The sequence below is a fragment of the Streptomyces sp. CA-210063 genome (assembly GCF_024612015.1).
Classification (GTDB): domain Bacteria; phylum Actinomycetota; class Actinomycetes; order Streptomycetales; family Streptomycetaceae; genus Streptomyces.
Map to the genome: position 1 here is coordinate 1,831,857 of NZ_CP102512.1, position 22,164 is coordinate 1,854,020.

The 22,164-nt window shown below is 69.6% G+C and carries 21 protein-coding genes and 1 pseudogene; 12 read left to right on the plus strand and 10 right to left on the minus strand.

Going from position 1 to position 22,164, the window contains the following annotated elements; all coding sequences use genetic code 11:
- Positions 1–52: 52 nt before the first annotated feature.
- Entirely contained in the window at positions 53–1,183 is a 1,131-nt protein-coding gene (gene alc / locus JIX56_RS07935; RefSeq protein WP_257538057.1) for an allantoicase, read from the minus strand.
- Between the two features lie 89 nt (positions 1,184–1,272).
- On the minus strand, positions 1,273–2,613 hold the full coding sequence (gene allB, locus JIX56_RS07940) for an allantoinase AllB (protein WP_257538059.1): 1,341 nt from the start codon (positions 2,611–2,613) through the stop codon (positions 1,273–1,275).
- 274 nt (positions 2,614–2,887) lie between these two features.
- Between allB and JIX56_RS07945 the strand changes: the two genes are divergently transcribed.
- Entirely contained in the window at positions 2,888–3,691 is an 804-nt protein-coding gene (locus JIX56_RS07945) for an IclR family transcriptional regulator (RefSeq protein WP_257538060.1), read from the plus strand.
- Between the two features lie 229 nt (positions 3,692–3,920).
- Here the strand turns inward: JIX56_RS07945 and JIX56_RS07950 are convergent, their stop codons facing one another.
- On the minus strand, positions 3,921–4,208 hold the full coding sequence (locus JIX56_RS07950) for a DUF5955 family protein (protein WP_257550778.1): 288 nt from the start codon (positions 4,206–4,208) through the stop codon (positions 3,921–3,923).
- Between the two features lie 261 nt (positions 4,209–4,469).
- On the opposite strand from JIX56_RS07950, the gene JIX56_RS07955 reads away from it, so the two are divergent.
- Both JIX56_RS07955 and aceB read left to right on the plus strand, forming a co-directional pair.
- Positions 4,470–5,105 (plus strand): nucleotidyltransferase family protein, encoded by a 636-nt coding sequence (locus tag JIX56_RS07955; RefSeq protein ID WP_257538061.1) that lies wholly within the window; start codon positions 4,470–4,472, stop codon positions 5,103–5,105.
- A 187-nt stretch (positions 5,106–5,292) separates the two neighbouring features.
- The gene (aceB, locus tag JIX56_RS07960) at positions 5,293–6,927 is read left to right on the plus strand and encodes a malate synthase A (RefSeq protein ID WP_257538062.1); all 1,635 of its coding nucleotides are present in this window, start codon (positions 5,293–5,295) and stop codon (positions 6,925–6,927) included.
- A gap of 39 nt (positions 6,928–6,966) precedes the next feature.
- On the opposite strand, the gene JIX56_RS07965 is transcribed toward aceB, so the two are convergent.
- The 3 genes from JIX56_RS07965 to JIX56_RS07975 all read right to left on the minus strand — a co-directional run bounded on the left by JIX56_RS07965 (position 6,967) and on the right by JIX56_RS07975 (position 9,372).
- Positions 6,967–7,251, minus strand: coding sequence for a SelT/SelW/SelH family protein (locus JIX56_RS07965; protein ID WP_257538063.1), 285 nt, complete (start codon positions 7,249–7,251; stop codon positions 6,967–6,969).
- Positions 7,248–8,153, minus strand: a complete 906-nt coding sequence (locus JIX56_RS07970) for a HipA family kinase (protein ID WP_257538064.1) — start codon at positions 8,151–8,153, stop codon at positions 7,248–7,250. The genes JIX56_RS07965 and JIX56_RS07970 overlap by 4 nt, the downstream gene beginning before the upstream one ends.
- A 385-nt stretch (positions 8,154–8,538) precedes the next feature.
- Positions 8,539–9,372 carry a PIG-L family deacetylase gene (locus tag JIX56_RS07975; RefSeq protein ID WP_257538065.1) on the minus strand — a complete coding sequence of 278 codons (834 nt, stop codon included), beginning with the start codon at positions 9,370–9,372 and terminating at the stop codon, positions 8,539–8,541.
- 527 nt (positions 9,373–9,899) lie between these two features.
- On the opposite strand from JIX56_RS07975, the gene JIX56_RS07980 reads away from it, so the two are divergent.
- From JIX56_RS07980 to JIX56_RS07995, 4 genes are all read left to right on the plus strand, one after another.
- Complete coding sequence (locus tag JIX56_RS07980; RefSeq protein WP_257538066.1) at positions 9,900–10,238, plus strand: hypothetical protein; 339 nt, start codon at positions 9,900–9,902, stop codon at positions 10,236–10,238.
- Positions 10,235–11,716: a PrsW family glutamic-type intramembrane protease gene (locus tag JIX56_RS07985; protein ID WP_257538067.1), complete on the plus strand. Its 1,482-nt coding sequence runs from the start codon at positions 10,235–10,237 to the stop codon at positions 11,714–11,716. The genes JIX56_RS07980 and JIX56_RS07985 overlap by 4 nt, the downstream gene beginning before the upstream one ends.
- The gene (locus tag JIX56_RS07990) at positions 11,713–12,072 is read left to right on the plus strand and encodes a hypothetical protein (protein WP_257538068.1); all 360 of its coding nucleotides are present in this window, start codon (positions 11,713–11,715) and stop codon (positions 12,070–12,072) included. The genes JIX56_RS07985 and JIX56_RS07990 overlap by 4 nt, the downstream gene beginning before the upstream one ends.
- A gap of 69 nt (positions 12,073–12,141) precedes the next feature.
- The gene (locus JIX56_RS07995) at positions 12,142–14,520 is read left to right on the plus strand and encodes a hypothetical protein (RefSeq protein ID WP_257538069.1); all 2,379 of its coding nucleotides are present in this window, start codon (positions 12,142–12,144) and stop codon (positions 14,518–14,520) included.
- A 17-nt stretch (positions 14,521–14,537) separates the two neighbouring features.
- Here the strand turns inward: JIX56_RS07995 and JIX56_RS08000 are convergent, their stop codons facing one another.
- Positions 14,538–14,954, minus strand: coding sequence for a hypothetical protein (locus JIX56_RS08000; RefSeq protein WP_257538070.1), 417 nt, complete (start codon positions 14,952–14,954; stop codon positions 14,538–14,540).
- Between the two features lie 664 nt (positions 14,955–15,618).
- Here JIX56_RS08000 and JIX56_RS08005 point away from each other — a divergent pair.
- Both JIX56_RS08005 and JIX56_RS08010 read left to right on the plus strand, forming a co-directional pair.
- Positions 15,619–15,861, plus strand: coding sequence for a hypothetical protein (locus JIX56_RS08005; RefSeq protein WP_257538071.1), 243 nt, complete (start codon positions 15,619–15,621; stop codon positions 15,859–15,861).
- Positions 15,858–16,010 (plus strand): hypothetical protein, encoded by a 153-nt coding sequence (locus JIX56_RS08010; RefSeq protein ID WP_257538072.1) that lies wholly within the window; start codon positions 15,858–15,860, stop codon positions 16,008–16,010. The genes JIX56_RS08005 and JIX56_RS08010 overlap by 4 nt, the downstream gene beginning before the upstream one ends.
- A gap of 177 nt (positions 16,011–16,187) precedes the next feature.
- Here the strand turns inward: JIX56_RS08010 and JIX56_RS08015 are convergent, their stop codons facing one another.
- Positions 16,188–16,391, minus strand: a complete 204-nt coding sequence (locus JIX56_RS08015) for a cold-shock protein (protein WP_014670069.1) — start codon at positions 16,389–16,391, stop codon at positions 16,188–16,190.
- 521 nt (positions 16,392–16,912) lie between these two features.
- Positions 16,913–18,289, minus strand: a complete 1,377-nt coding sequence (locus JIX56_RS08020) for a serine hydrolase domain-containing protein (protein ID WP_257538073.1) — start codon at positions 18,287–18,289, stop codon at positions 16,913–16,915.
- Positions 18,290–18,393: 104 nt separating this feature from the next.
- Here JIX56_RS08020 and JIX56_RS08025 point away from each other — a divergent pair, with 104 nt between their 5' ends.
- A complete protein-coding gene (locus JIX56_RS08025; protein WP_257538074.1) occupies positions 18,394–19,089 on the plus strand; it encodes a TetR/AcrR family transcriptional regulator in 696 nt (231 codons plus the stop codon).
- A gap of 201 nt (positions 19,090–19,290) precedes the next feature.
- On the opposite strand, the pseudogene JIX56_RS08030 reads toward JIX56_RS08025, so the two are convergent.
- Positions 19,291–19,659 (minus strand): annotated as a pseudogene (locus JIX56_RS08030) (ArsR/SmtB family transcription factor); the annotation flags it as partial.
- A gap of 99 nt (positions 19,660–19,758) precedes the next feature.
- On the opposite strand from JIX56_RS08030, the gene JIX56_RS08035 reads away from it, so the two are divergent.
- Together JIX56_RS08035 and JIX56_RS08040 are read left to right on the plus strand one after the other, a co-directional pair.
- Positions 19,759–21,729 (plus strand): heavy metal translocating P-type ATPase, encoded by a 1,971-nt coding sequence (locus JIX56_RS08035; RefSeq protein WP_257538076.1) that lies wholly within the window; start codon positions 19,759–19,761, stop codon positions 21,727–21,729.
- Complete coding sequence (locus JIX56_RS08040) at positions 21,726–22,145, plus strand: (2Fe-2S) ferredoxin domain-containing protein (protein WP_257538077.1); 420 nt, start codon at positions 21,726–21,728, stop codon at positions 22,143–22,145. Before JIX56_RS08035 ends, JIX56_RS08040 begins: the two co-directional genes overlap by 4 nt.
- The last annotated feature ends 19 nt before the right edge of the window (positions 22,146–22,164 follow it).

Genomic DNA, 22,164 nt, shown 5'->3' on the forward strand with positions numbered 1-22,164 from the left:
CGTCCCCCGTCCCACATCCCACATCCCCCACCCGTCCCCCTTTGCTGTCCGCTCAGCCGCCCAGTTCCTGGTGGCGGGAGTGCAGGCGGGTCGCGCCCTCTTCCGTCAGGGAGCCGAAGAGGCGTAGGCGGGAGATGCCGCCGTCGGGGTAGATGTCGATGCGGGCGTGGGTGGCGACGGCGGGCGTGGGGAGGAGGAAGCGGTGGTCGGTGTCGGGCTGGAGGCGGGTGCGGGGGAGGATCTCCGTCCAGTCGCCGTCCTCGCCGTCCTTCACCGAGACCGTGGCCCAGCCCGCCGCGTTGCCCTTCAGATAGGCCGTGTCGATCTCCAGGGCGCGGATCTCGGCCTGGGCGGCCAGGCGGTAGCGGATCCAGTCGTTGCCCTGGTCGCGGCGGCGGCGGGTCTCCCAGCACTCGTGCATCACGCGGGCGCGGCCGGGCTGGATGGTGTTGGTGGCGGGTGAGTAGAAGAGGTTGGACGCGTCCTCGGCCTGGCCGCCGTTCTCCAGGGCGACGACGTCGAAGGTGCCGAGGGCGGCCAGCCAGGCCGGGTCCGGGACCACCTCGCCGTGGACACGGAGGCGGGCGATGCCGCCGTCGGGGTGCTGGTTGACGCGGAGGTGGGTGAAGCGCTGCTCGACCGAGACCGCGAAACCGTTCGCCGCGTGACCGCCGACCGGGGTGCGCGGGACGAGGGTCGTCCATTTCACGTCGTCGGCGAGCAGTTCCTCCGGCGACGGGGAACCGGGCACACAGGCGCCCTCGACGGACACCGCCTGCGGGTAGTTGCCGCGGAAGTGGGCCGTGTCGACGATGATCCCCCGGATCACGCCGGGCGCGCCCAGGCGGACCAGCGCCCAGTCGTGGTCCTCGGCCGTCGGCCAGGGGTGCTCGGCCGAGGCGCCCCGGCGCCGCCGGGTCTCCCAGCCGTCCATGATCTTGCCCTTGTGCCCGAAGTGCTCGGGGTCGAACTCGGCGCGCTCGGGCACCAGCAGGTTCTCGCGCTGGGCGAAGAACTCGTCGTTGGCGGCGACGACACCCGCGCCGAGCCGGCGGTCGGCGAGGTCGGCGAACCGGGTGAAGGGGAAGTCGGCGGTGCGGTAGTCCGCGTACGGGTCACCGCCGCCGTACGGGTTCGCGTCGCCGGTGAAGCTCGCAGGCGGGGAGTGATGCTGCGCCGTCACGATGATCAGGTCTGCCTTTCGGTGGTCGGCCGCTGCGGGTGCGGATGGGGGTCCCCCTGGTCGAGCGAATCCGAGAGCTTGGGGGTGAATCAGGGGGTGCGGGTGAGGAGTTGTCCCTTCGGGGCGGTGAACTCGCCGTCCACGACGATGCGTTGGCCGCGCAGCCAGGTGGACTTGACCACGCCGTACAGGGTCTTGCCGGCGTACGCCGTGACGCGGTTGCGGTGGTGGAGCGCGGCCGGGTCGACGGTGAAGGTCTCGTCGGGGGCGAGGACGGCGAAGTCGGCGTCGCGGCCCGCCTCGATCGCGCCCTTGCGGTCGTCGAGGCCGACCAGTTCGGCCGTGCGTGACGACATCCAGCGGACCACGTCCTCCAGGCCGTGGCCGCGCTCGCGGGCCTCCGTCCAGACCGCCGCGAGGCTCAGCTGCAGGCCGGAGATGCCGCCCCAGGCTGTGGCGAAGTCGTCGGTCTTCAGGTCGGCGGTCGACGGGGAGTGGTCGGTGACGACGCAGTCGATCGTGCCGTCGGCGAGGGCCTGCCAGAGGAGGTCCTGGTTGGCGGACTCACGGATGGGCGGGCAGCACTTGAACTCGCTTGCCCCGTCCGGGACTTCCTCGGCGGTGAGCGTGAGGTAGTGCGGGCAGGTCTCCACGGTGATCCGTACGCCGTCCCGCTTGGCCTCGGCGATCAGGGGGAGCGCGTCGCTGGAGGACAGGTGGAGGACGTGGACGCGTGCGTCGAGCCGCCGGGCCTGGGCGATGAGGGCCGCGATCGCGGTGTCCTCGGCGTCGCGCGGGCGGGAGGCGAGGAAGTCGGCGTACTTGGGGCCGCCCTGCTGCGGGGCCGCCTCGAGGTGGTGCGGGTCCTCGGCGTGGACGATGAGCAGTCCGCCGAAGCCGGCGATCTCGGCCAGGGAGCGGGAGAGTCCGTCCTGGTCGAGGTGCGGGAACTCGTCCACGCCCGACGGCGACAGGAACGCCTTGAAGCCGAAGACCCCGGCGTCGTGCAGCGGCCGCAGATCCTTGACGTTGTCGGGCAGAGCCCCGCCCCAGAAGCCGACGTCGATGTGGGCCTTGTCGGCGGCGACCTCACGTTTCGTCCGCAGGTGGTCGACCGTCGTGGTCGGCGGGAGGGAGTTGAGGGGCATGTCGACGAGGGTGGTGATGCCGCCGGCCGCCGCGGCGCGCGTGGCGGTCCAGAAACCCTCCCAGTGGGTACGGCCCGGGTCGTTCACATGCACATGGGTGTCGACGAGGCCGGGCAGCAGGACATGGTCGCCGAGGTCCTCCAGGCGCGCACCGGACGGCACGTCGGCGTCGTACGGGAGGACGGCCGTGATCCGGCCGTCCGCGACGGCGACCGCGGCGGGGCGCGTCCCGTCGGGGGTGATGACGCGCGTCGAGCGCAGCACCAGTTCAGCCTCGGACACCGGGACCCCTCTCGCCGTACCGCTGTTCACTTCCGCTTAACGGTATTTACTTCCGCGTAACGGAATTCAACGTTCTGTTGAAGGAGTTTTCACCCCTGCTCCCGCGCCGTCAAGGGCGCACCCCTCCACTCTGCCTCCCATGGACGCGCCCTGGATATTTTCACAACACGAAATTAAACTTCCACTACGCAGAACGTAGTGACGCACAAGCAAGCAGTCAACGAACTGCCCGGTAGGCTGCGACCTTGCCCGCCACCCCGAAAGGACCGCGCCCGTGCCGACGTCCAGCGCCAGCGCCAGCACCACCGACTCCACCAAGTCGTCGACCGGTGGTGTCCAGTCCCTCGAGCGCGCCTTCGATCTGCTGGAGCGGATGGCGGACGCCGGCGGTGAGGTGGGCCTCAGCGAGCTGTCGGCGAGCAGCGGGCTGCCACTGCCGACCATCCACCGGCTGATGCGGACGCTGGTCGTCTGCGGCTACGTACGCCAGCAGCCCAACCGGCGGTACGCCCTCGGCCCGCGTCTGATCCGCCTCGGCGAGTCCGCGTCCCGGCTGCTCGGCACCTGGGCGCGCCCCTACCTCGCGCGCCTCGTCGAGGAGACCGGGGAGACGGCGAACATGGCGCTCCTCGACGGTGACGAGATCGTGTACGTCGCCCAGGTGCCGTCGAAGCACTCGATGCGGATGTTCACGGAGGTGGGCCGCCGGGTCCTGCCCCACTCCACCGGCGTCGGCAAGGCGCTGCTCGCCGGCTTCCCGGCCGACGAGGTCCGCGCCCTGCTGGCCCGTACGGGCATGCCGGCCGCGACGGAGAAGACGATCACCACGCCTGAGGGCTTCCTGACCGCCCTGGAGGACGTACGCCGGCTCGGCTACGCGGTCGACGACAACGAGCAGGAGATCGGCGTCCGCTGCCTCGCTGTCTCCGTCCCCAACTCCCCCACCGCCGCGGCCATTTCGATCTCCGGCCCCGCGGGCCGCGTCACCGAGACCGCGACGGACCGGATCGTGCCGGTGCTCCAGCAGGTGGCCGCGGAACTGTCGGAGGCCCTGGCGACTTCGGGTGCGAACGGCTGAGGGCTCTGGCATTCGGCTGCGCGTGCGGGTGCGGGCATTCGGCTGCGGGTGCGTGGGGGCTGGTCGCGCCCACGCGGCGGAGCCGCAGATCGACACAGCCCCGCGCCCCTTAACAGCATGGGGGGCACCCGGAGTTTTCAGGGGCGCGGGGAGCTGCGCGAGCAACCACGAACCACCCGCACTCGCCCGACCACAGTCGCCCCCAAGCTATTGGGCACAGAAACCCGGTTCAACGCCTCGGCGGCTCCCCGAACAACTCCACCGCCGTACGCACCTCCGCCAGCCCCCTCGACAGCGCGCTCACCGAGCCGATGGAACCCGCGATCAGAAGCAACGAGCGACGCAACCGGGGAACCTCGGGAATCCCGCTGACAGCCATCGCCGCGAGCGCCGCCAACTCGTCCTCGGCTATGCCCCGGTCGGGGAACTCAGCCGGATGCGCGGCGAGTTCACGGCGCAGCCGGGACACGGCCGAGCGCAACTCCGCCACCCTCGGATCCTCGTCCATGCCGGTCACTGGCCTCTGCCCCAAGCTCCGCAACACAGCTCTCCCCCCTCGCGCACACCCTTGTGCGCGAGTCATGGCCGCACGCCCTCGCACGGCCGACCACCCCGTGGCGTGGGTCGGATGCCAGGGGCGGCGCGGGCCAGTAAACGCCAATCAGTGTGGCGAGCGCCACTCCGTGGACTGAATTTCAGTCCACGGCCATCACACAGCCGGCACACAGTGCGTCCGGCTTCACGCGCCGCCCACACCGGGTCGGGTATGCAAGGGGACATGACGCACCACGAGGCCCAGAACGCAGCCCCTGACGCGGTTCACCACACGGGCGGGGTCGCCGGGCTGCTGCTGGCCGCCGGCGGCGGGCGGCGCCTCGGCGGCCGCCCCAAGGCCCTGCTGACCCACCACGGCCGCCCCCTGGTCGAACACGCGGTCGCGGTGCTGCGGGCGGGCGGCTGCACCCGGATCCATGTGGTCCTCGGTGCCGAGGCCGCGGCCGTACGCGCCCGGGCCGAACTGCCCGGCTGCGTACTGGTCGACAACCCGGAGTGGGTCGAGGGCATGGGCTCGTCACTGCGGGCCGGACTGGAGTCATTGGCCGGAACGGACGCCGAGGCCGCCCTGGTCTCGCTCGTCGACCAGCCGGGCATCGGACCGGCGGCGGTGGCCCGCGTCCTGGCGACGTACGAGTCGCGTGGATCGCTCGCGGCAGCCGCGTACAACGGCGAACGGGGCCATCCCGTCCTCTTCGGTGCCGATCACTGGGCGGAAATCGCCGCGACCGCCACCGGTGACCGAGGGGCACGCGTTTATCTGAGGGCCCACGGCGACGCGCTCACGCTCGTCGAGTGCGGTGACGTGGCGCAGCCGTACGACATCGACACGGAGGCCGACCTCGTCCACCTTGAGTGAACAGGGTGGCACTCAGCGCCACCTTGCCCCGACCCGAGGAATCTCGACGTCAACAAAACATTGAACTTCCACCATGAGGAAACTAGTATCCACTGATCAGAAGCGCCCTCTCGATCCAAGGGCACTCACCGCCCTACCCGGGTCGACTGACACCCGGTGCCACGCCCGCTGAAGGAAGTGACAGCTCATGTCCGCACCAGCGCCGTCCCCGCTGGCCATCGTCGACGCCGAGCCCCTGCCCCGCCAGGACGAGGTCCTCGACCCCGCCGCCCTCACCTTCGTGGCCGAGCTGCACCGGCGGTTCACGCCCCGACGTGACGAGTTGCTGGCCCGCCGCGCGGAGCGCCGCGCCGAGATCGCCCGCACCTCCACGCTCGACTTCCTGCCGGAGACCGCAGCGATCCGCGCCGACGACTCCTGGAAGGTGGCCCCCTCCCCCGCGGCCCTGGACGACCGCCGCGTGGAGATCACCGGCCCCACCGACCGCAAGATGACGATCAACGCCCTCAACTCCGGCGCGAAGATCTGGCTCGCGGACTTCGAGGACGCCTCCGCGCCCACCTGGGAGAACGTGGTCCTCGGCCAGGTCAACATGGCCGACGCCTACACCCGGAACATCGACTTCACGGACGCGCGCACCGGCAAGTCGTACGCCCTACGTCCGAACGAGGAGCTGGCGACGGTCGTCATGCGCCCGCGCGGCTGGCACCTGAACGAGCGCCACCTCGTCGACGCCGACGGCACGCCCGTCCCCGGCGCGCTCGTCGACTTCGGCCTGTACTTCTTCCACAACGCCCAGCGTCTGCTCGACCTCGGCAAGGGCCCGTACTTCTACCTCCCGAAGACGGAGTCGCACCTGGAGGCCCGCCTCTGGAACGACGTGTTCGTCTTCGCGCAGGACTACGTCGGCATCCCGCAGGGAACCGTCCGCGCCACCGTGCTCATCGAGACGATCACGGCCGCGTACGAGATGGAGGAGATCCTCTACGAACTCCGCGACCACGCCTCGGGGTTGAACGCCGGCCGCTGGGACTACCTCTTCTCGATCGTGAAGAACTTCCGTGACGGCGGCGCCAAGTTCGTCCTCCCGGACCGCAACGCGGTGACGATGACGGCCCCGTTCATGCGGGCGTACACCGAACTCCTCGTCCGCACCTGCCACAAGCGCGGCGCGCACGCGATCGGCGGCATGGCGGCGTTCATCCCGTCGCGGCGCGACAAGGAGGTCAACAAGGTCGCGTTCGAGAAGGTGAAGGCCGACAAGGACCGCGAGGCGAACGACGGTTTCGACGGGTCGTGGGTGGCCCACCCGGACCTGGTCCCGATCGCGATGGCTTCGTTCGACGCCGTCCTCGGCGACAAGCCGAACCAGAAGGACCGCCTCCGCGAGGACGTCGACGTGAAAGCCGCCGACCTGATCGCCGTCGACTCGCTGGACGCCAGGCCGACGTACGCCGGTCTCGTCAACGCCGTCCAGGTCGGTATCCGTTACATCGAGGCCTGGCTGCGCGGCCTCGGTGCCGTCGCCATTTTCAACCTCATGGAGGACGCGGCCACCGCCGAGATCTCCCGCTCCCAGATCTGGCAGTGGATCAACGCGGGCGTCGAGTTCGAGCACGCGGGAAACACAGTGAAGGCCACGCCGGAGCTGGCCCGCGAGGTCGCCGCGGAGGAGCTCGCGAACATCCGCGCCGAACTGGGCGAGGAGGCGTTCGCCGCCGGGCACTGGCAGCAGGCCCACGACCTGCTGCTGGAGGTCGCGCTGGACGAGAACTACGCGGACTTCCTGACGCTGCCGGCGTACGAGCAGCTCCAGGGCTGAGGCTCAAGGGGGACCCAAGGAGGCCTCAAGGGCTGAGGCTCACGAAGCAGGCTTGTCCGAGTGGCCCAGGGACTTTCCCGGGGCCACTCGGTCGCGTACGGCCTGCTTCACCGCCGTCGGTTCCGGGAAGCCCTGGTCGCGGCGGTCCCAGACGACCTCGTCGTTGACACGGACGACGAAGATCCCGCCCTTGCCGGGCTTGAGAGCCAGCTCGGTCAGTTCGGCTTCGAAGGTGGTCAGGAGTTCCTGCGCCAGCCAGGCGGCACGCGGCAGCCAGCGGCACTGGGTGCAGTACTCGATCTCGACCCGCTGAACATCTGTCATCCCAGGTGTACCGACCAATCCTGTTCCGCCGCCGGTTTGCCGTGCAGGTCCGGGACCCGCTTGAGCCAGTTCGGACGGCCCTGCTGCGTCCTCGCCGCGCGGAGGGCCTCCTCTGCGGCGAGTTCCTCCCGGGTGGGGAAGTCGGTGGGGAGCCAGGCCGCGGAGGCCCGCACGCGCGCGTGGAGGTACTCCACGTACGCCTCACGCGCCTTCTCCGGCGTCTCGAAGTCCGTGAGCCAGGCGTCGGGCACCTCCGCGACGATCCGCCGCAGCAGCTCCTCCGTCACCTTCGGCGCGAGTTCGGCGTCGGCCGCGCGTACGTCGGGGGCGTAGTGGCCGAGGGCATGATGGCGGAAGTCGTACGCCTTCGCGGGGTCCGAGGCGTCCCAGCGGTGGTGGAAGACGAGGGCCGCGCCGTGGTCGATCAGCCAGAGGCGCGGGGGTGTCGTGCCGAACGTGGGCCAGATCATGAGGTTCGAGCTGTGGACGGTGCGGTCGACGTTGACCGTCAGGGCGTCCAGCCAGATGACCCTCCCCGCCTCCAGCGGGTCGACGCGGAACTCCTTCGCGACCTCCGGCGTGAAGTCCTTCGCGCCCGGCAGGTAGTCCATGCCGAGGTTGAGGCCGGCGCTCGCGCCGTGGAGCTCCCGCACCTCCTGGTGCGGCTCGTGCTCGGCGATCGCCGGGTCGAAGTGCGCGAGGACCAGCTCGGGGAACCTCAGGCCGAGCGCCCGCGCCAGCTCCCCCACGATCACCTCGGCGACCAGCGCCTTGCGTCCCTGGGCCGAGCCCGTGAACTTCACGACGTAGGTGCCCAGGTCGTCGGCCTCGACGATTCCGGGGACGGAGCCGCCGGAGCGCAGGGGTTCGATATAGCGAGTAGCGGTGACCTTTCTCAGCATATTCAAATACCCCCCAAGCCATTTACCTTACATTCCACGGACAGCTCCAAGGTGGTGCACTCCGGCAAACCTCCCCGATCAGTCCGTCGATGGCGGTGCGCCCCTCACTTCGGGCCTGCGGCATGAAGTGAGCATAGTAACCAAGCGTGACAGCCGGGGAGGAGTGCCCGAGCCATCGAGCCATCGTCACCACGGACTCCCCCACTCCCCCACTCCCCCACCTCCAGCGTGATCGAGGTGTAGGCGTGCCGCAGCACATGAAAGCCGTCTTTCGGCGTCGCATGCCGGCGGCGGCCGTACGCAGGCTCCGGCAGGCGGCCTCACGGGAGAAGCCTCCGGGTGTGTGACCCGTTCGATGCGTTGCCCGGCCGGTCGGACGGGCGGATCAGCGCAGTCCGGCGAAGAGATCGTTCTCGGGTATGGCCGCGCCGGTGGCGTCCTGGACACGTACGAAGGTCTCCATGCCCATCAGCTCGCCGAATCTCTCCTTGCCCATCTTGAGGAAGAAGATGTTCTCGCCCTGGCTGGCGTGCGCGGCCAACGCGTCGAACTTCTGACCGCTGAACGCGGTGGTGTCCACCCATGTGGTGATCTCATCATCGGGGAGGCCGATCTCGGCCATCGCGGCGGCCTCGGCAGGATCCGGCTCCGGCATGTCCTCATGAAACTCGCGCATGACCTCGCCGAACCGCTGCATCATCGAGCGGGGCATCGTGGTCCAGTACACCTTCGGTGCCAGCGCGGTCATCTCCAGCGCCGCCATCGTGATGCGGTTGGCCTGGATGTGGTCGGGGTGGCCGTAGAAGCCGTTCTCGTCGTAGGTGACGACCACATCAGGTCGGTAGTGCCGCATGAGTTCCGCGAGTCGGGCCGCGCCTTCCTGCACGGGGGTCTGCCAGAAGGATCCGGGGGCGTCGTTGCCAGGCCAGCCCATCATCCCGGAGTCGGCATAATCCAACATCTCCAGATCGCTGACCTTCAGGACGTCACAGCTCGCCTCAAGTTCTTGGCGGCGCATCAAGGCGACCGCCGCCGGATCGTGCCCGGGATCGCCCGGCTTGACACCCCCCGGTCCGTCACCGCAACCGCCGTCGGTACACGTCACGAGAACCGTGCGGATGCCTTCCGCCGCGTACCGCGCGAGGACCCCTCCGGTTCCGGTGGCCTCGTCGTCGGGGTGGGCGTGTACCGCCATGAGCGTCAAGGGGCGGTCAGTCATGAAATCAGTCCTCCTGCAGAAATACGTCTCGGTCCGCGTGTGCGGCGGGCGTACCGCGATCCTGGTGGGCCGGACGACCTTGCGGTTCCGTGTTCCCAGCACGTGCGGCGCCGGTCCCTCGGTCGATGCAACCGTGCCGGCCGGACCGGCTGTTCCCGGCGCGGCCGCTTGGCCTACTGGGCGTTGGTGTCCCTTCTCATTCGATCTTGCCAGAGTGGAACTGTCGACTTGCGGGGTGACAGGTCGGATTGCGACTCACCGCAGGGCGAGACAGGGTTCCTGAAAAAGGCTGCGGCCGGCGTCGAGAGCGTGACGCCGGACACCGAGCGCGTGGAGCCCACAAAGGCCCAAGGTTGGCCGAGCGTCACGTGGCCGACCGGATCCTCTTCCGGTCGGCCACATTTTTACGTGTTCATGCCATACTCGCCCCGAGACTCGTCAATCTGACGGATGGTCAAGTGGCGGGCCCGGCGGACTGAGAGAGATATGGACTGCGGGCGCCTTGGCAGGACGGGGGATCAGGGAGCATGCATGATTCCACGCGCGGGGAGGGTGATCCGCCGCGCATCCAGGTCCGGCTGGTGGTAGCCGGCGGTGCATGTGGTGCGGTGCTGTTGGCGGCTTCGCTGGCCGTGAATCTCACTGGTGCGAACGACGTGACCTATCCGAGCGTCCCGACGCCGTCCGGGCTGTTGCCGACGTCCTTCCCGTCCGTCCCGGAGATGACTGGCCTGCCCACCGAGCTTCCGAGCTTCTCACCGCCCATGGATCTGCCCACGGACATGCCCACGGACATGCCCACGGACATGCCCACAGACCTGCCCAGCTTGCCGGACCTGTCGGGCCTGACGGGAGGTGGCTCGTGAAGGGTTCGCATTCCCCGCTGCTCCGGGACGACCCGCTGGTACGGGCGCGGGCGCTGCTGATCGCGCGTACCGCCATCGCCGTATATCTGGTCGAGTTGCTGCTCAACCTGTCCCGGCCGCATCTACTGCCCGACGAGCCGGCTCTGTCGATCTTCTACGACTTGCCCGGATCATCCGGATCTTTCGGCCGACTCCTCTCCACGCCGGAGCTCGTCTTCTGGATCGTGCTGGTGGGCATCGTGGTGGGCGCGGGCATCCAGATCTTCGCCGCGGTGACGGCACGCCGACAAGGCGGCGCGAGCGATGGAGGGCGGCGTGCGATCGCGCTGACCTGGTTCACCCTGGGCTGCCTGCTGCTGCCGTTCGGGCTGATATCCCTGACCGTCGTCTTCGAGTTCTTCCCGATCGCCCTGCTGTGCGTGCCCAGCACCGTACTGGTCCTGCTCCTGCTGCGCGCGGTAGTGCGGTTCGGCGCGGTGTCATGGACGGCGCTACTGCTCGCGTTCGCCTGGGGCGCGCTGATCGTCTTCGGGCTCGGACGGGCATACACCAGCCTGGCGTTCGGCACGGTCTACGGCTACCTGGGCCCCAGCGCCGACACCGACTTCAGTGGCGTGACCGACCTCAGCGCCTTCACCAAGGGGCTCGACCACACCATCGACCTGCTGATCGTCCACCTCGGCGTCGTCAACGAGTGCATCGTCGCGGCCGGTGTCGTCCTGCTGCTGACGCTGCTGCGCCATCGCATCACCGATGCGGTGACCGGTTTGGTCCTCGGCGCCGCGATCGGACTCGGGCACACCTTCGTGGAAAGCGTCCTGATCATCAAGCTCTACGGCTCGCTGGGCGTCTTCTTCGGGCCCACCAGCGGCTTTGAGTACTGGATCCGCCAGTCGATCGGCCTGCTCGGCGGGCCGGTGACGTTCGGGGCGCTGATCGGGGCCGGGTTCGGCGCGGCGGTGGGTGCCCAGCGGCGCGGGAGGCTCGTCGTGGCGAGCCTGGTCGCGGCCATCGGCGGGGCGATCGCGGCCGAGGTCCTGTCGGGCTGGCTGGCGGGCGAGGTCAGTGGCCACGTTGAGGTCGGCAGCGCGTTCGACACCCTGGTGGTCTCGCCGTTCTTCTGGCTGCTGCCACAACTGCCGTTCATCGCGCTGGCCGTGGCCCTCCTCGTGACAGGCCTGCGCTCGCGCGCGCTGGTGCTGCGGAACGCGGTGGTGGCCGAGACCACGGCGGAGGGGCCCATCACCGAGGCGGAGGCGCCGGTCCTCGTCTCGCCCGTGCTGCGGTTCTGGGCGGTGGTGAGCACCTGGCGCGTGTACGGCCGGAGCACGGCGCTGGCCCTGCACCGCCTGCAGTCCGCCCAGTTGGAACTCGCGAGCTGGCGGGTGCGACAGGATCCGGAAACCGAGGCCGAGGGGGACGAGTTGAGGGCACGCGTCATACGAGGGAAGGTCCGGCTCCAGGTGATGAACCCGTGAGCCGCGCCGGTCGCGGCCGGAGGGCCGCCGCGAGGCTGGCCGCGGGTGCGGTACTGGCGGGCTGCGCCCTGCTGACGGCCCCGCAGCCGGCGTCCGCCTGTGCCGTCGGTATCGGCTACAAGCCGTCAGTGAGCATGGACGACCTGACCCACCGCAGGACGTGCTCGACCGGCTCTTCCGCGGTCGGCGTCGCCGGCTTCACCGCCCTGGCACTGGGAGCCCTGGCGACGGCTGGTGTCGTCGTCTTCCGCAGGGGTGAGCGGGAGACGAGCGCGAACCCATGGGCCCTGGCCGACTACTTGGACGCCGCGGGTGTCGTGCCTTCGGCCCGGGGAGACGACGACCATGCGCCGTGACGTACTACGTCTCAGCGCGCTGTTGGCGCGGTTGTTCCTCGCCGGGGACGCCGGGACGCCAAGGGGGAGATGATGGTGCCGATACGTGCTCGGTTGTGTCGCCGCGCCCTGTCCGTTGGACTGGCCCTGTTGCTGGGTGCGTCGGCGCCGGCCTGCAACACCGTCGCGGGGGCCGGCGACCCTTCCCCTCGCGGCGACAACAAGGCCAAGGTCTCCGCAGCCGGCTACGAGGCGTCGGCCCGCAGCACCACCCCCGACTACGCAGGCCAGGTGGCGCGCGAGTCGCCGCAGACGGATCTCGAAGCCAGCGCCGACAGGGCGAAGGCTGCTCTCCGGGAGAGCGGCTCCTCGGTGCCGAACGACCAGATCGACGGGCTGGTCGACCGGGCCAAAGACCACCCCGACCCGAGCAAGGGCGAGATCAGCAAGAAGGACGCGGCCGATGCTCTCGACGAGATCACTGATGTCGCGCGCCGCAGGAACGTCAACGCCAACGCCGCGGCGGCGTTGGTGGGCAAGGTTGCCAACGCCCCCAACGCCAACAAGCTCGCCGAGGCCCGCGCGGAAGTGAACGCCGTACGGCGCGCCGCCGACAACGCGGCACCCGGCACCCAGGTGGACGCCGCGGTCGGCGTCAACATGCGCCGCAAGGAAGCTGACCTCGGCAACGGGCAGAAGGTGGATCTCGACGAGATCCCGGACGCCGACGTGGTCTACAAGGACAAGAGCAGCACCGTGCACGTCAAGGAGGTCAAGAACGCCGGTTCGGCCACGCGCAAGGAGGACTTCGCCAACCAGGTCGAGCGGCTCACGAAGTGGGCAGACAAGGAGCCGGGCCGCAAGGCCGCCGTGGAGATCGAGACGACGGACCGCTGGACGGAGATCTTCAGCCAGTTCAAGCCCGCCCGGGACGGGAAGCCGCCCAAGGACACCCGGACGGCGGCCGGCGAGATGGCCAAGAACGGCGTGGACCTGAAGATCGCAGGTCAGAGTCTTTCTGCCGACCAGCTCGGCAGGATGCAGAGCGCTATAGACGAGCGCACGAAGAACGGCACGATGGACTGGCCGGAGATGCAGGACCCGGAGAGCGCCAAGGCGTACTTGGGCATCGCGGCGCAAGAGGCCACCGCGGTCAAAGAAGCAGTCGAAGAGGCCAATAAAAACCTGGGGATGACGCATCCATGCCCAGGACAAGACGGTTCCCAGGATCTCGGCATCGCGGCACTGTCCAAAGCCGCACCCTGCGGCGGCGAGGAGAGCGGGCTGAGTAGTGCGCTGTCCTCTCCCACCTACGGCGGCGTCGACTTCTCCAGTCTTCAACTGCGCTACCTGTCGGACCACGCCGGCTCCGGCGTGCAATACGCCTTCTCGGCGAAAGCCGCCCAGAAGGGACTGGAACAGGATTCCAGCTCGGGACTCAGCGCGCTGACGGAGAGCATGGCCGATCTCCGCACCTGGCTGGTGCTGAGCCCGGACACATTCTGGGTGAACCTGAGCCCGGACGAGCCGGACCGCATCATCGACACGAAACTCGGCCAGACGAACGCCGGCCGTGCGCTGCTGGAGGCGGACTGGCGGATGAAGCAGACGCAAGGGGCCCTGCTCGACCCCAAGACGTCTTTCGGTGCCGAGTACTGGAGACGGCTCGGCGGTTCGTCGGGGCAGGTTTGCTATTCGTCGCGGATGTGGATCGTTCCGGGCGACGTGGAGATACGCGAGGACGGAGACTCGCTCTACGTCCTGAAAGCCACGCTCGACGTCAAGGCGAAGGCGGAAGACGTCGCCGGGCTGGGCCAAAGCTCCTGTAACGCGGATCCTGCGGAAACGGCACGCAATGAGCGGTTGGAACAGGAAATGCTGGTCCCGAAGATCGTGAAGGCGGTCAACTCGGAGCCCGAGTACGGGCCGTTGCGCAGGGCGTTCCTGGCCCGTGTCGTCGCACAGTGGATACGCGACCGGCACGCCGGCGGCCACAGCACCTCGTTCGACAAGCTGATCGATTCCGGTGACCTGGGCCCCGCATCCCTGCGCGGATCATGGCAGCCGAAGCAGGTCTACGACGCGTATCTCCGTTCCATAAACGAAGGGGATTTCACCTACGAGCGGACGACCCGAGTCGGCAACACCACCGTCACCTACGTGATGCGGACCGGCGGCGTCGACTTCGGCAAACTGCCGTCGGAAAAGCTCAGTTCGGCGGAAATGGACCAAAAGGTGCCAAGACTGGCTGAAACCATACGGCAAGCGGCCGGACAGCCCGCGACGGCGTCGGACGGTTCGGTCTGGCTGGGGGACACAGCAGCGGCACCCCAGATCGGCACGTGGGACAGGATCAGTACCTATCTGGGCGGCCGCACCGGAATACTCGTCATCGTGGTGGTGGCCTTGGCGATCCTGCTGCTGTTCGTCCGCGACGGTTCCGCGCTACGACGCAAGAGCTCCGGATGACGACGCCGTGCAGGGCGCTACCGCCTCGTTCTTCCGTTTCCCAAGTCGGCGAGCATCCCCAGTGCGGCGTCCGCGTTGTCCCAACTCGCCGGACCACCCGGCTTCACCGAGAGACGCTCCAGCGCCGCCCTGGCCTCCGTACCGCCCATCGCGCCCAGCAACTCGATGGCCATGTCGGCACCGATGTCCTCGATCACGCACCGCTCAGCCAGCTCCACCGCCCACTCGGCGAAACGGCCCGGATCAGGGTCGAGAGCCAACCAGCGGAACACCGAGTCGGCCGTGTCATCCCGCAGGAACGGGATCAGTGCCAGCATCACCACTTCGACATGATCCACGACGTGTCGTTGCAGCGGGTACAGCTTCTCCCGCCCCCGCCACTCACGCACCAGCTCATCCACACCGGCCCACGTCACCTGGCTCGTGCGGGGCATCCTCATACCGACCGCTTGATGGAATTCCTCCCACACGTGCCACAACGTGCCAGGCGGTGGCGGCTCCGGCACACGAGGCGCCAATTCCGAATCCTCCAGCAGCACGGTTACCACCCGCCGGGCCTCCGCCACCCGCTCGTCGGTGCGCGGCAGGTCCACAATCCGGCTCCAGTCGCATGCGTCCCAGGGCTGCGGCAAGGATCGCAGGGCGTGGGGCAGGACATAGTCACCTTCTGGATCACGCCACCGCGCGACCTGCGGATCCCACATCTCCTCGGCACTTGGCTCCGTGTCCGATTCACGCATTCCGCTGTCCCGCCAACCTCTCGCATCGGTCGTCCGCTCATGGATACCCGGGTACATTTTGGCGCTCTCCGGGTCGTCCAGGCGTGTGCATGGCCTTCATCTCTGGACCTGGCCGATGTGGCGGTCGACGGGCGGCGGGTGCGGTGAGGATCACCGAACTGGTCCTCGCTCAGTGCATCGAGTCGCCGGCTCCAACTCCGCCGAAGCAGCTCGCTCCCACCCTCGGCGGTGAACCACCTGGTCAGGCGGTCGCGGGCGGATGCCGTGAGAAAGCCACATGGAACGGGACGACAGTCATCCAAGTGGGTCGCGCCCAGGCGGAGGCCACCGGCGGTGAGGCCGCCGGGGCCGAGGTCAAGTGGGCCCAGGCCCACGGCCGGCACCTGCCGAGGGGGTCGGCAAGCGGCACTCGGCCCGCAGGCACGGTGCCGGATTCCGGCTGATCGCCTCGGGGGTCGTCACGGCCATGGCGTTCTCCACCGTCCCGACGTCGCTGTACCCCCTGTACCAGGCACGAGACGGCTTCTCCACGTTCCCCGTCACGATCGTCTTCGCCGTCTACGCCGTCGGCGTGCTCGCCGGGCCGGCAGGTCGGCGATGAACTTCGTCGCAAGAGCCCGGCCGCTGCTGACGGCTCAGGCCGCTCCGTACGCTCCCCCGGCCCGGCTGACCGCCGCCACGGCTGTCCGGGCCTTCGCCGGCGCGCAGACCACCGTGACCGCCCGCGCCGGATCGACGACGTACCACTGAAGGATCACGTGCCGGCCGATCGGCGAGCCGGTGCAGAAGACGAACCGAGCTCCCTGGAATGTCAACCGATAGTCACAGGCAGGCCGGCGCCCGGCCGGTTGCCTGCTCCGCCGCTGATGCGCCAATGCCCGGTGCCCACGAAATGTGGGCACCGGGCATCCCCAACAATGGGCGCGGTCAGGCCGGGCGGATGTTCTCTGCCTGCGGGCCCTTCTGGCCCTGGGTGACGTCGAACTCGACCTTCTGGCCTTCCTGCAGCTCACGGTAGCCCTGGCTGGCGATGTTGGAGTAGTGGGCGAAGACGTCGGGGCCTCCGCCCTCCTGCTCGATGAAGCCGAAGCCCTTCTCGCTGTTGAACCACTTGACAGTGCCCTTGGCCATGACTGTCTCCTTCGAGGGAATACCGGGCTCGCACCTTGCGCGCCCGGGAGGTGATCGCCCTGGTCCGGAGAGGCGCTGAACAGCAAGAACGCCCGTGATTGCGATCACGGGCGAACGGACTTCGGAACCACGACTGCTGAATCACAACGCTATACCGGCGCAGCGGCAGCCGCTAGCGGTAACACGGCAGTATCGACGCCCGACCTGTAGGCGGACGCCTGGCATCGGCCAGACGCCCAGTTACGGAATGGGGCGGAACCGGTGCTGATCGCCACCCACCAGGCAGCGACCGGGGGCGCGGGAGAGAAATGCGCGTCTGAAAGACACTGCTGGACGCGGCAGCCGTCTCCAGTGCCGGCCTGGTCTTACTGACACCACCTGCCCCAGTGAGCGTCAGGAGCGTCGCGGCACCGCTTCGTCCCTTGGAATGCTCGGCGTACAGCCGGTGGTCTGTCCCGGAAAACCGTGCGAACCGTCCCCGGCAGAGGGCGGCCGCTCGGGACCGCCCCGGCTCAGCTGGATCAGGGTGTTTGCGTGACCCGGTTGAAGAGCCGGCCGGCGAGATCGACGCCGATGACCGCGCCGTTGTCGTCGCGGGAGAAGTAGCCGCGCTGCCCCTTGAGGCCGCCTTCGGTGACGATGTACTCGTCACCGTCGTGGGTGAGGAAACCGATCGCTGCGGGCGGGTAGCCGGGCGGCATTTCCTCGTCCGATGCCTCACGGATCTCCGGCTTGATATCGACGGCCAGGGTGAGGCGGGTGCCGTCGGCGGCGATGTCGAGGCTCATGGCGTCGATCTCGTAGCGGCCGACGACCTGCCGGGCCAGCTCCTCGCCGTACGGGACCGGCTCCGCTTCCTGCTCGACGACGCCGAGGTAGTGCTCCAGCGTCCACTGCACGACGGACTGGTTGAAGGAGTAGCCGTCCGGCCCGGCGTTGGCCAGGCAGACCACCGCGAAGTCGCGTTCCGGCGCGATGAGGAGTTCGGCGAACTGGCCGTTGCCCGAGCCGCCGTGCCCGATCCCGAGAATGCCGTCCAGGTCGTGCAGGAACCAGCAGATGCCCAGACCGTCCCCGAGCGAGCTGGCACGCAGCTTGACGGTCTGCTCCCGCATGCGCCGCAGCACTGGTGCGGGCAACACGCCGTCACCGTGGCCGAGTTGGAATCGCGCCCAGCGCAGCAGATCGCTCACCGAGGAAGCCAGGCCGCCGCCGGGGTTGTCTGCGCGCCCGCCCTCCTTGAACGCCCCCCACGGCCGGGCGGGGTGCAGTTCGCCGTTCTCGCCGCGGTTGTAGCCCACCGCGAACTTGCGGACCATCACCTCGGCCAGGCCGTACACGGTGTCGGAAAGGCCCACCGGCTCCAGGATGAGCGAGGCCATGGCCTGCTCGAAGGGCAGGTCCGTGACCTTCTCGATGACCCGTCCGGCCAGGTTGTATCCGGCCTGGCTGTACGAGGCGCGGGCGCCGGGCGGTGCGATCAGCGGCAGCTCGGGCAGCTTCGCCACGAGTCCGGCCAGGGAGCGGTCGCCCTTGCCGTCGTCGACCAGGTTCCAGTCCAGGCCCGCGGTGTGGTTGAGCAGGTTCAGGACGGTGATCTGCGCCGCGGCTTGCTCGTCGGCGAGCTTCAGCTCGGGGACGTAGCGCCGCACCGGCGCGTCCAGGTCCACCTTCCCCTCCGCGGCCAGGCGCATCAGCGCGGTCGCGGTGAAGGTCTTGGACACCGATGCCAGATGGAACAGCGTCTTCTCATCGACCGGCAGCGGGTTGGCGAGGCTCGTCACCCCGTGCGACGCGTAGATCTCCTGATCGCCCAGCAGCACCCCGACGGCGACACCGGGAACCCCGAATTCCTTGGCCTGCGCTTCGACGAAATCCAACAGCTTCTGCTGCGACATCGCTCCCCCTCCATGACTTGAACTAAGTACGAGGAGGAGCGTAGGCCGCCACTTGAACAAAGTGCAAGACCTCGCCCGAACTAAGTGCAACTAAGGTGGCGGTCATGCCGAGAGACACGCTGACCGCAGACCGGATCGTCCACGCGGCCATCGAGCTGCTGGACGACGAGGGACTGGACGGCCTCAACATGCGCAGCCTGGCCCAACGGCTCGGCTCGGCCGCCACGGCCGTCTACTGGCACATCAAGACCAAGGACGAGCTGGTCCGGCTCGCCGGCGACGCGATCTGGTACGAGATCGAGCAGCCCGATCTCGACGCCACCGACTGGCGTACGGCCGCTGCCGTCCAGGCCGCCGGCATGCACGCGATGCTCACCCGGCACCCCTGGCTCGGCCAGGCGTTCGGCAGCCATCTCATGCACGGCCCCGGCCAGGCCCGCCATGACGATCTCAGTCTCGCCATCTACGAAAAGGCGGGCTTCACCGCCGCCGACGCGGACCGGGCAGCCGCCACCGTGCTCACCTTCGTGCTCGGCAACGCGCTCGGCCCCGCCGCAGAGGTGTCGCTGAAGCGCCGGCTCGGCAAGAACGGCGCGGATGCCGAGCAATTGATGACCGAGGCCATGACACGGGCTGTCGAGACCGCCCAGCAGTACCCGCGGCTGCGCGAACGCCTCGGCACCCCCGCCGCCTCGCAGTACATCGCAGCCCCCGACAACACCTTCGAATTCGGTCTGCAGTCCATCCTCGACGGCTTCGAGGCCCGCCTCACCGCCGACCGCACCAGCCGGCGCGAGTGACCTACACCCGACAACACCCGCCCGACCAGCCCATGACAACCTCGCGGCTTTGCCCCGGCCCTCTTCGCGCTCGGCGGTTCGCCCACCAGACTTTCAGCCGGGCGGGCCAGTTGTGATCAGTGGTTCTCGTCCCCCTCGCCCCGGCGCTCCCGCTTGCCCCCCTTCCCGGGCGCCTTTTCCTGGGACCGCGACCGGCACGGGCTCTTCCTCGGGCCCGTCGGTGAGGCCCAGGTGCAGGTGCTCGATGTGATACAGGGCCTGGTCGAGCAGTCCGGCGACATGGCTGTCGTGCAGGGCGTAGACGACGGAGCGGCCCTGACGGGTGCCGGTGACCAGGCCGAGGTTGCGCAGCACGCGCAGCTGGTGGGAGCAGGCGGACTGTTCCATGCCGACGGCGTCGGCGAGTTCGGTGGCCGCGCAGGGGCCTTCCCGCAGCCGGGCCAGGATCAGCAGCCGGGAGGGGGTGGCGAGGGCCTGGAGCGTCTCGGCGACCTTCGGCGCGTTCTCCGGCGTCAGCCGGGTGCGCGGGGCGGCGTAGTCGCTCGCGGGGGGTTTCTGTCCGTGGCCCATGGGGGTCATCGTACGGGAATGAATACATGAATAGCTGTTCAGATGTTCCTGTACGGTGGAAGGGTCGGAAACCCCGTCCCCATCGAAGGCACCCGTCTGATGACTTCCACGCTGACCGCCCCCGCGCCGCCGGGGCACCGCGTCGCCGGTTCCCCACCGCGTCGGCGCACCCGGATCCTGGCGCTTCCCGAGGCCCGCTGGGCGCTCGCGGCCCTGGTCCTGTTCCTGATCGCGCTGCCGCTGCATCTGCTCGGCGCCCCGGTGTGGCTGTGGGGGCCGCTGTATGCCGCCGTCTACGTCACCGGTGGCTGGGAGCCGGGCTGGGAGGGCCTGAAGGCCCTGAAGGACAAGACCCTGGACGTGGATCTGCTGATGGTGGTCGCCGCGCTCGGCGCCGCCGCCATCGGCCAGGTCCTGGACGGCGCGCTGCTGATCGTCATCTTCGCCACCTCCGGCGCCCTGGAGGCGGTGGCGACCGCCCGGACCGCGGACTCGGTGCGCGGCCTGCTCGACCTGGCCCCCTCCACCGCGACCCGGCTGCTGCCCGACGGCAGCGAGGAGAGTGTGCCGGCCGAACAGTTGGCGGTCGGGGACGTGATCCTGGTGAGGCCCGGCGAGCGGGTCGGCGGGGACGGCCGGGTCGTGACCGGTCAGAGCGAGGTGGACCAGGCCACCATCACCGGCGAGCCGCTGCCGGTGGCCAAGGAGGCGGGCGACGAGGTGTTCGCCGGCACGGTCAACGGCACGGGCGCCCTGCGGGTGCGGGTGGAGCGGGATCCGTCGGACTCGGTGATCGCCCGGATCGTGAAGATGGTCGAGGAAGCCTCCGAGACCAAGGCACCGACGCAGCTGTTCATCGAGAAGATCGAGCAGCGCTACTCGGTCGGGATGGTCGCCGCCACGCTGGCGGTCTTCGCCGTGCCGCTGCTCTTCGGCGACGAGTTGCAGTCGGCGCTGCTGCGCGCGATGACCTTCATGATCGTGGCGTCGCCGTGCGCGGTGGTGCTGTCCACGATGCCACCGCTGCTGTCGGCCATCGCCAACGCCGGACGCCACGGCGTGCTCGCCAAGTCCGCCGTCGCCATGGAACGCCTGGGCCAGATCGACACCGTCGCCCTGGACAAGACCGGCACCCTCACCGAGGGCACGCCCCGCGTCACCGACATCCGCCCGCTGACCGGCAGCGGTCTGACCGAGGACGAGCTGCTGGCCCTGGCGGCCGCCGCCGAGCACCCCAGCGAGCACCCGCTGGCCCGTGCCGTCGTCGACGCCGCCCGCGAGCGCCGACTGACCCTTGCCGACGCGGACGGCTTCACCTCCGTGCCGGGTCACGGCGTCACCGCCACCGTCGAGGACCGCACCGTCCAGGTCGGCTCCCCGGACCGGCTCCTGCCCGCCGCCACGGGCCGGGCCCATGCCGTCGTCCAGGGGCTGGAGGATGCCGGGCGTACCGCCGTGGTGGTCCTGATCGACGGGGAACCGGCCGGAGTGCTGGGTATCTCCGACCGGCTGCGACCCGATGCCGCCGCGACCGTCGCCGCGCTCACCGCCCTGACCGGCCGCGCCCCGACCCTGCTGACCGGCGACAACGAACGCGCCGCACGGCAGCTGGCCGCCGAGGTCGGCATCACCGATGTCCGCGCCGGGCTGCTGCCCCAGGAGAAGGTGGCCGCCGTCCGCGCGTGGGAGCGGGAAGGCCGGAAGGTGCTGGTCGTCGGCGACGGCGTGAACGACGCGCCGGCCCTGGCCGCCGCGCACACCGGCATCGCCATGGGCAAGGCCGGCTCCGACCTCGCCCTGGAGACCGCCGACGCCGTCGTGGTCCGCGACGAACTCGCCACCATCCCCACCGTCGTACGGCTGTCCCGCACCGCCCGGCGCCTGGTGATCCAGAACCTCGTCATCGCCGGGGCGTTCATCACCGTACTGGTCGCCTGGGACCTGATCGGTACGCTGCCGCTGCCGCTCGGCGTCGCCGGGCACGAGGGCTCCACCGTCATCGTCGGCCTCAACGGCCTGCGCCTGCTGCGCGAGGCCGCCTGGACCAGCCCTGGGAAGGACACCGCGTGAGCAAGCGCTCCCGCCGTACTGCCGCTGCCGCCTCCGCCCCGTCGGCCGGGGCGGCGCGGTGCACGGTCACCGTGTGCCGGGGCTGCTGCTGCGGCACGCCGAAGATCCCCGGCCTCGACCACGCGGCTCAGCTGCGCGGCCTGCGCCAAGCCCTCGACGGCACCGCCACCGTCCGCGTCACCGACTGCCTCGACGCGTGCGAGCACGCCAACGTCGTCGTCGTGCAGCCCTCGCCCGCCGGCCGCACGGCAGGCGGACGGCCCGTGTGGCTCGGCCTGGTCAACGACCCCGACGCCACCACCGACATCGCCACCTGGATCGAGCAGGGCGGGCCCGGCCTCGCCGAACCACCCGGCATCCTCGACCTGTACGGCTTCACTCCCTCCCGCCGCGTGCGGGGGCAGGTGGAGGGCTGACGCACGAGACCCGGCGACC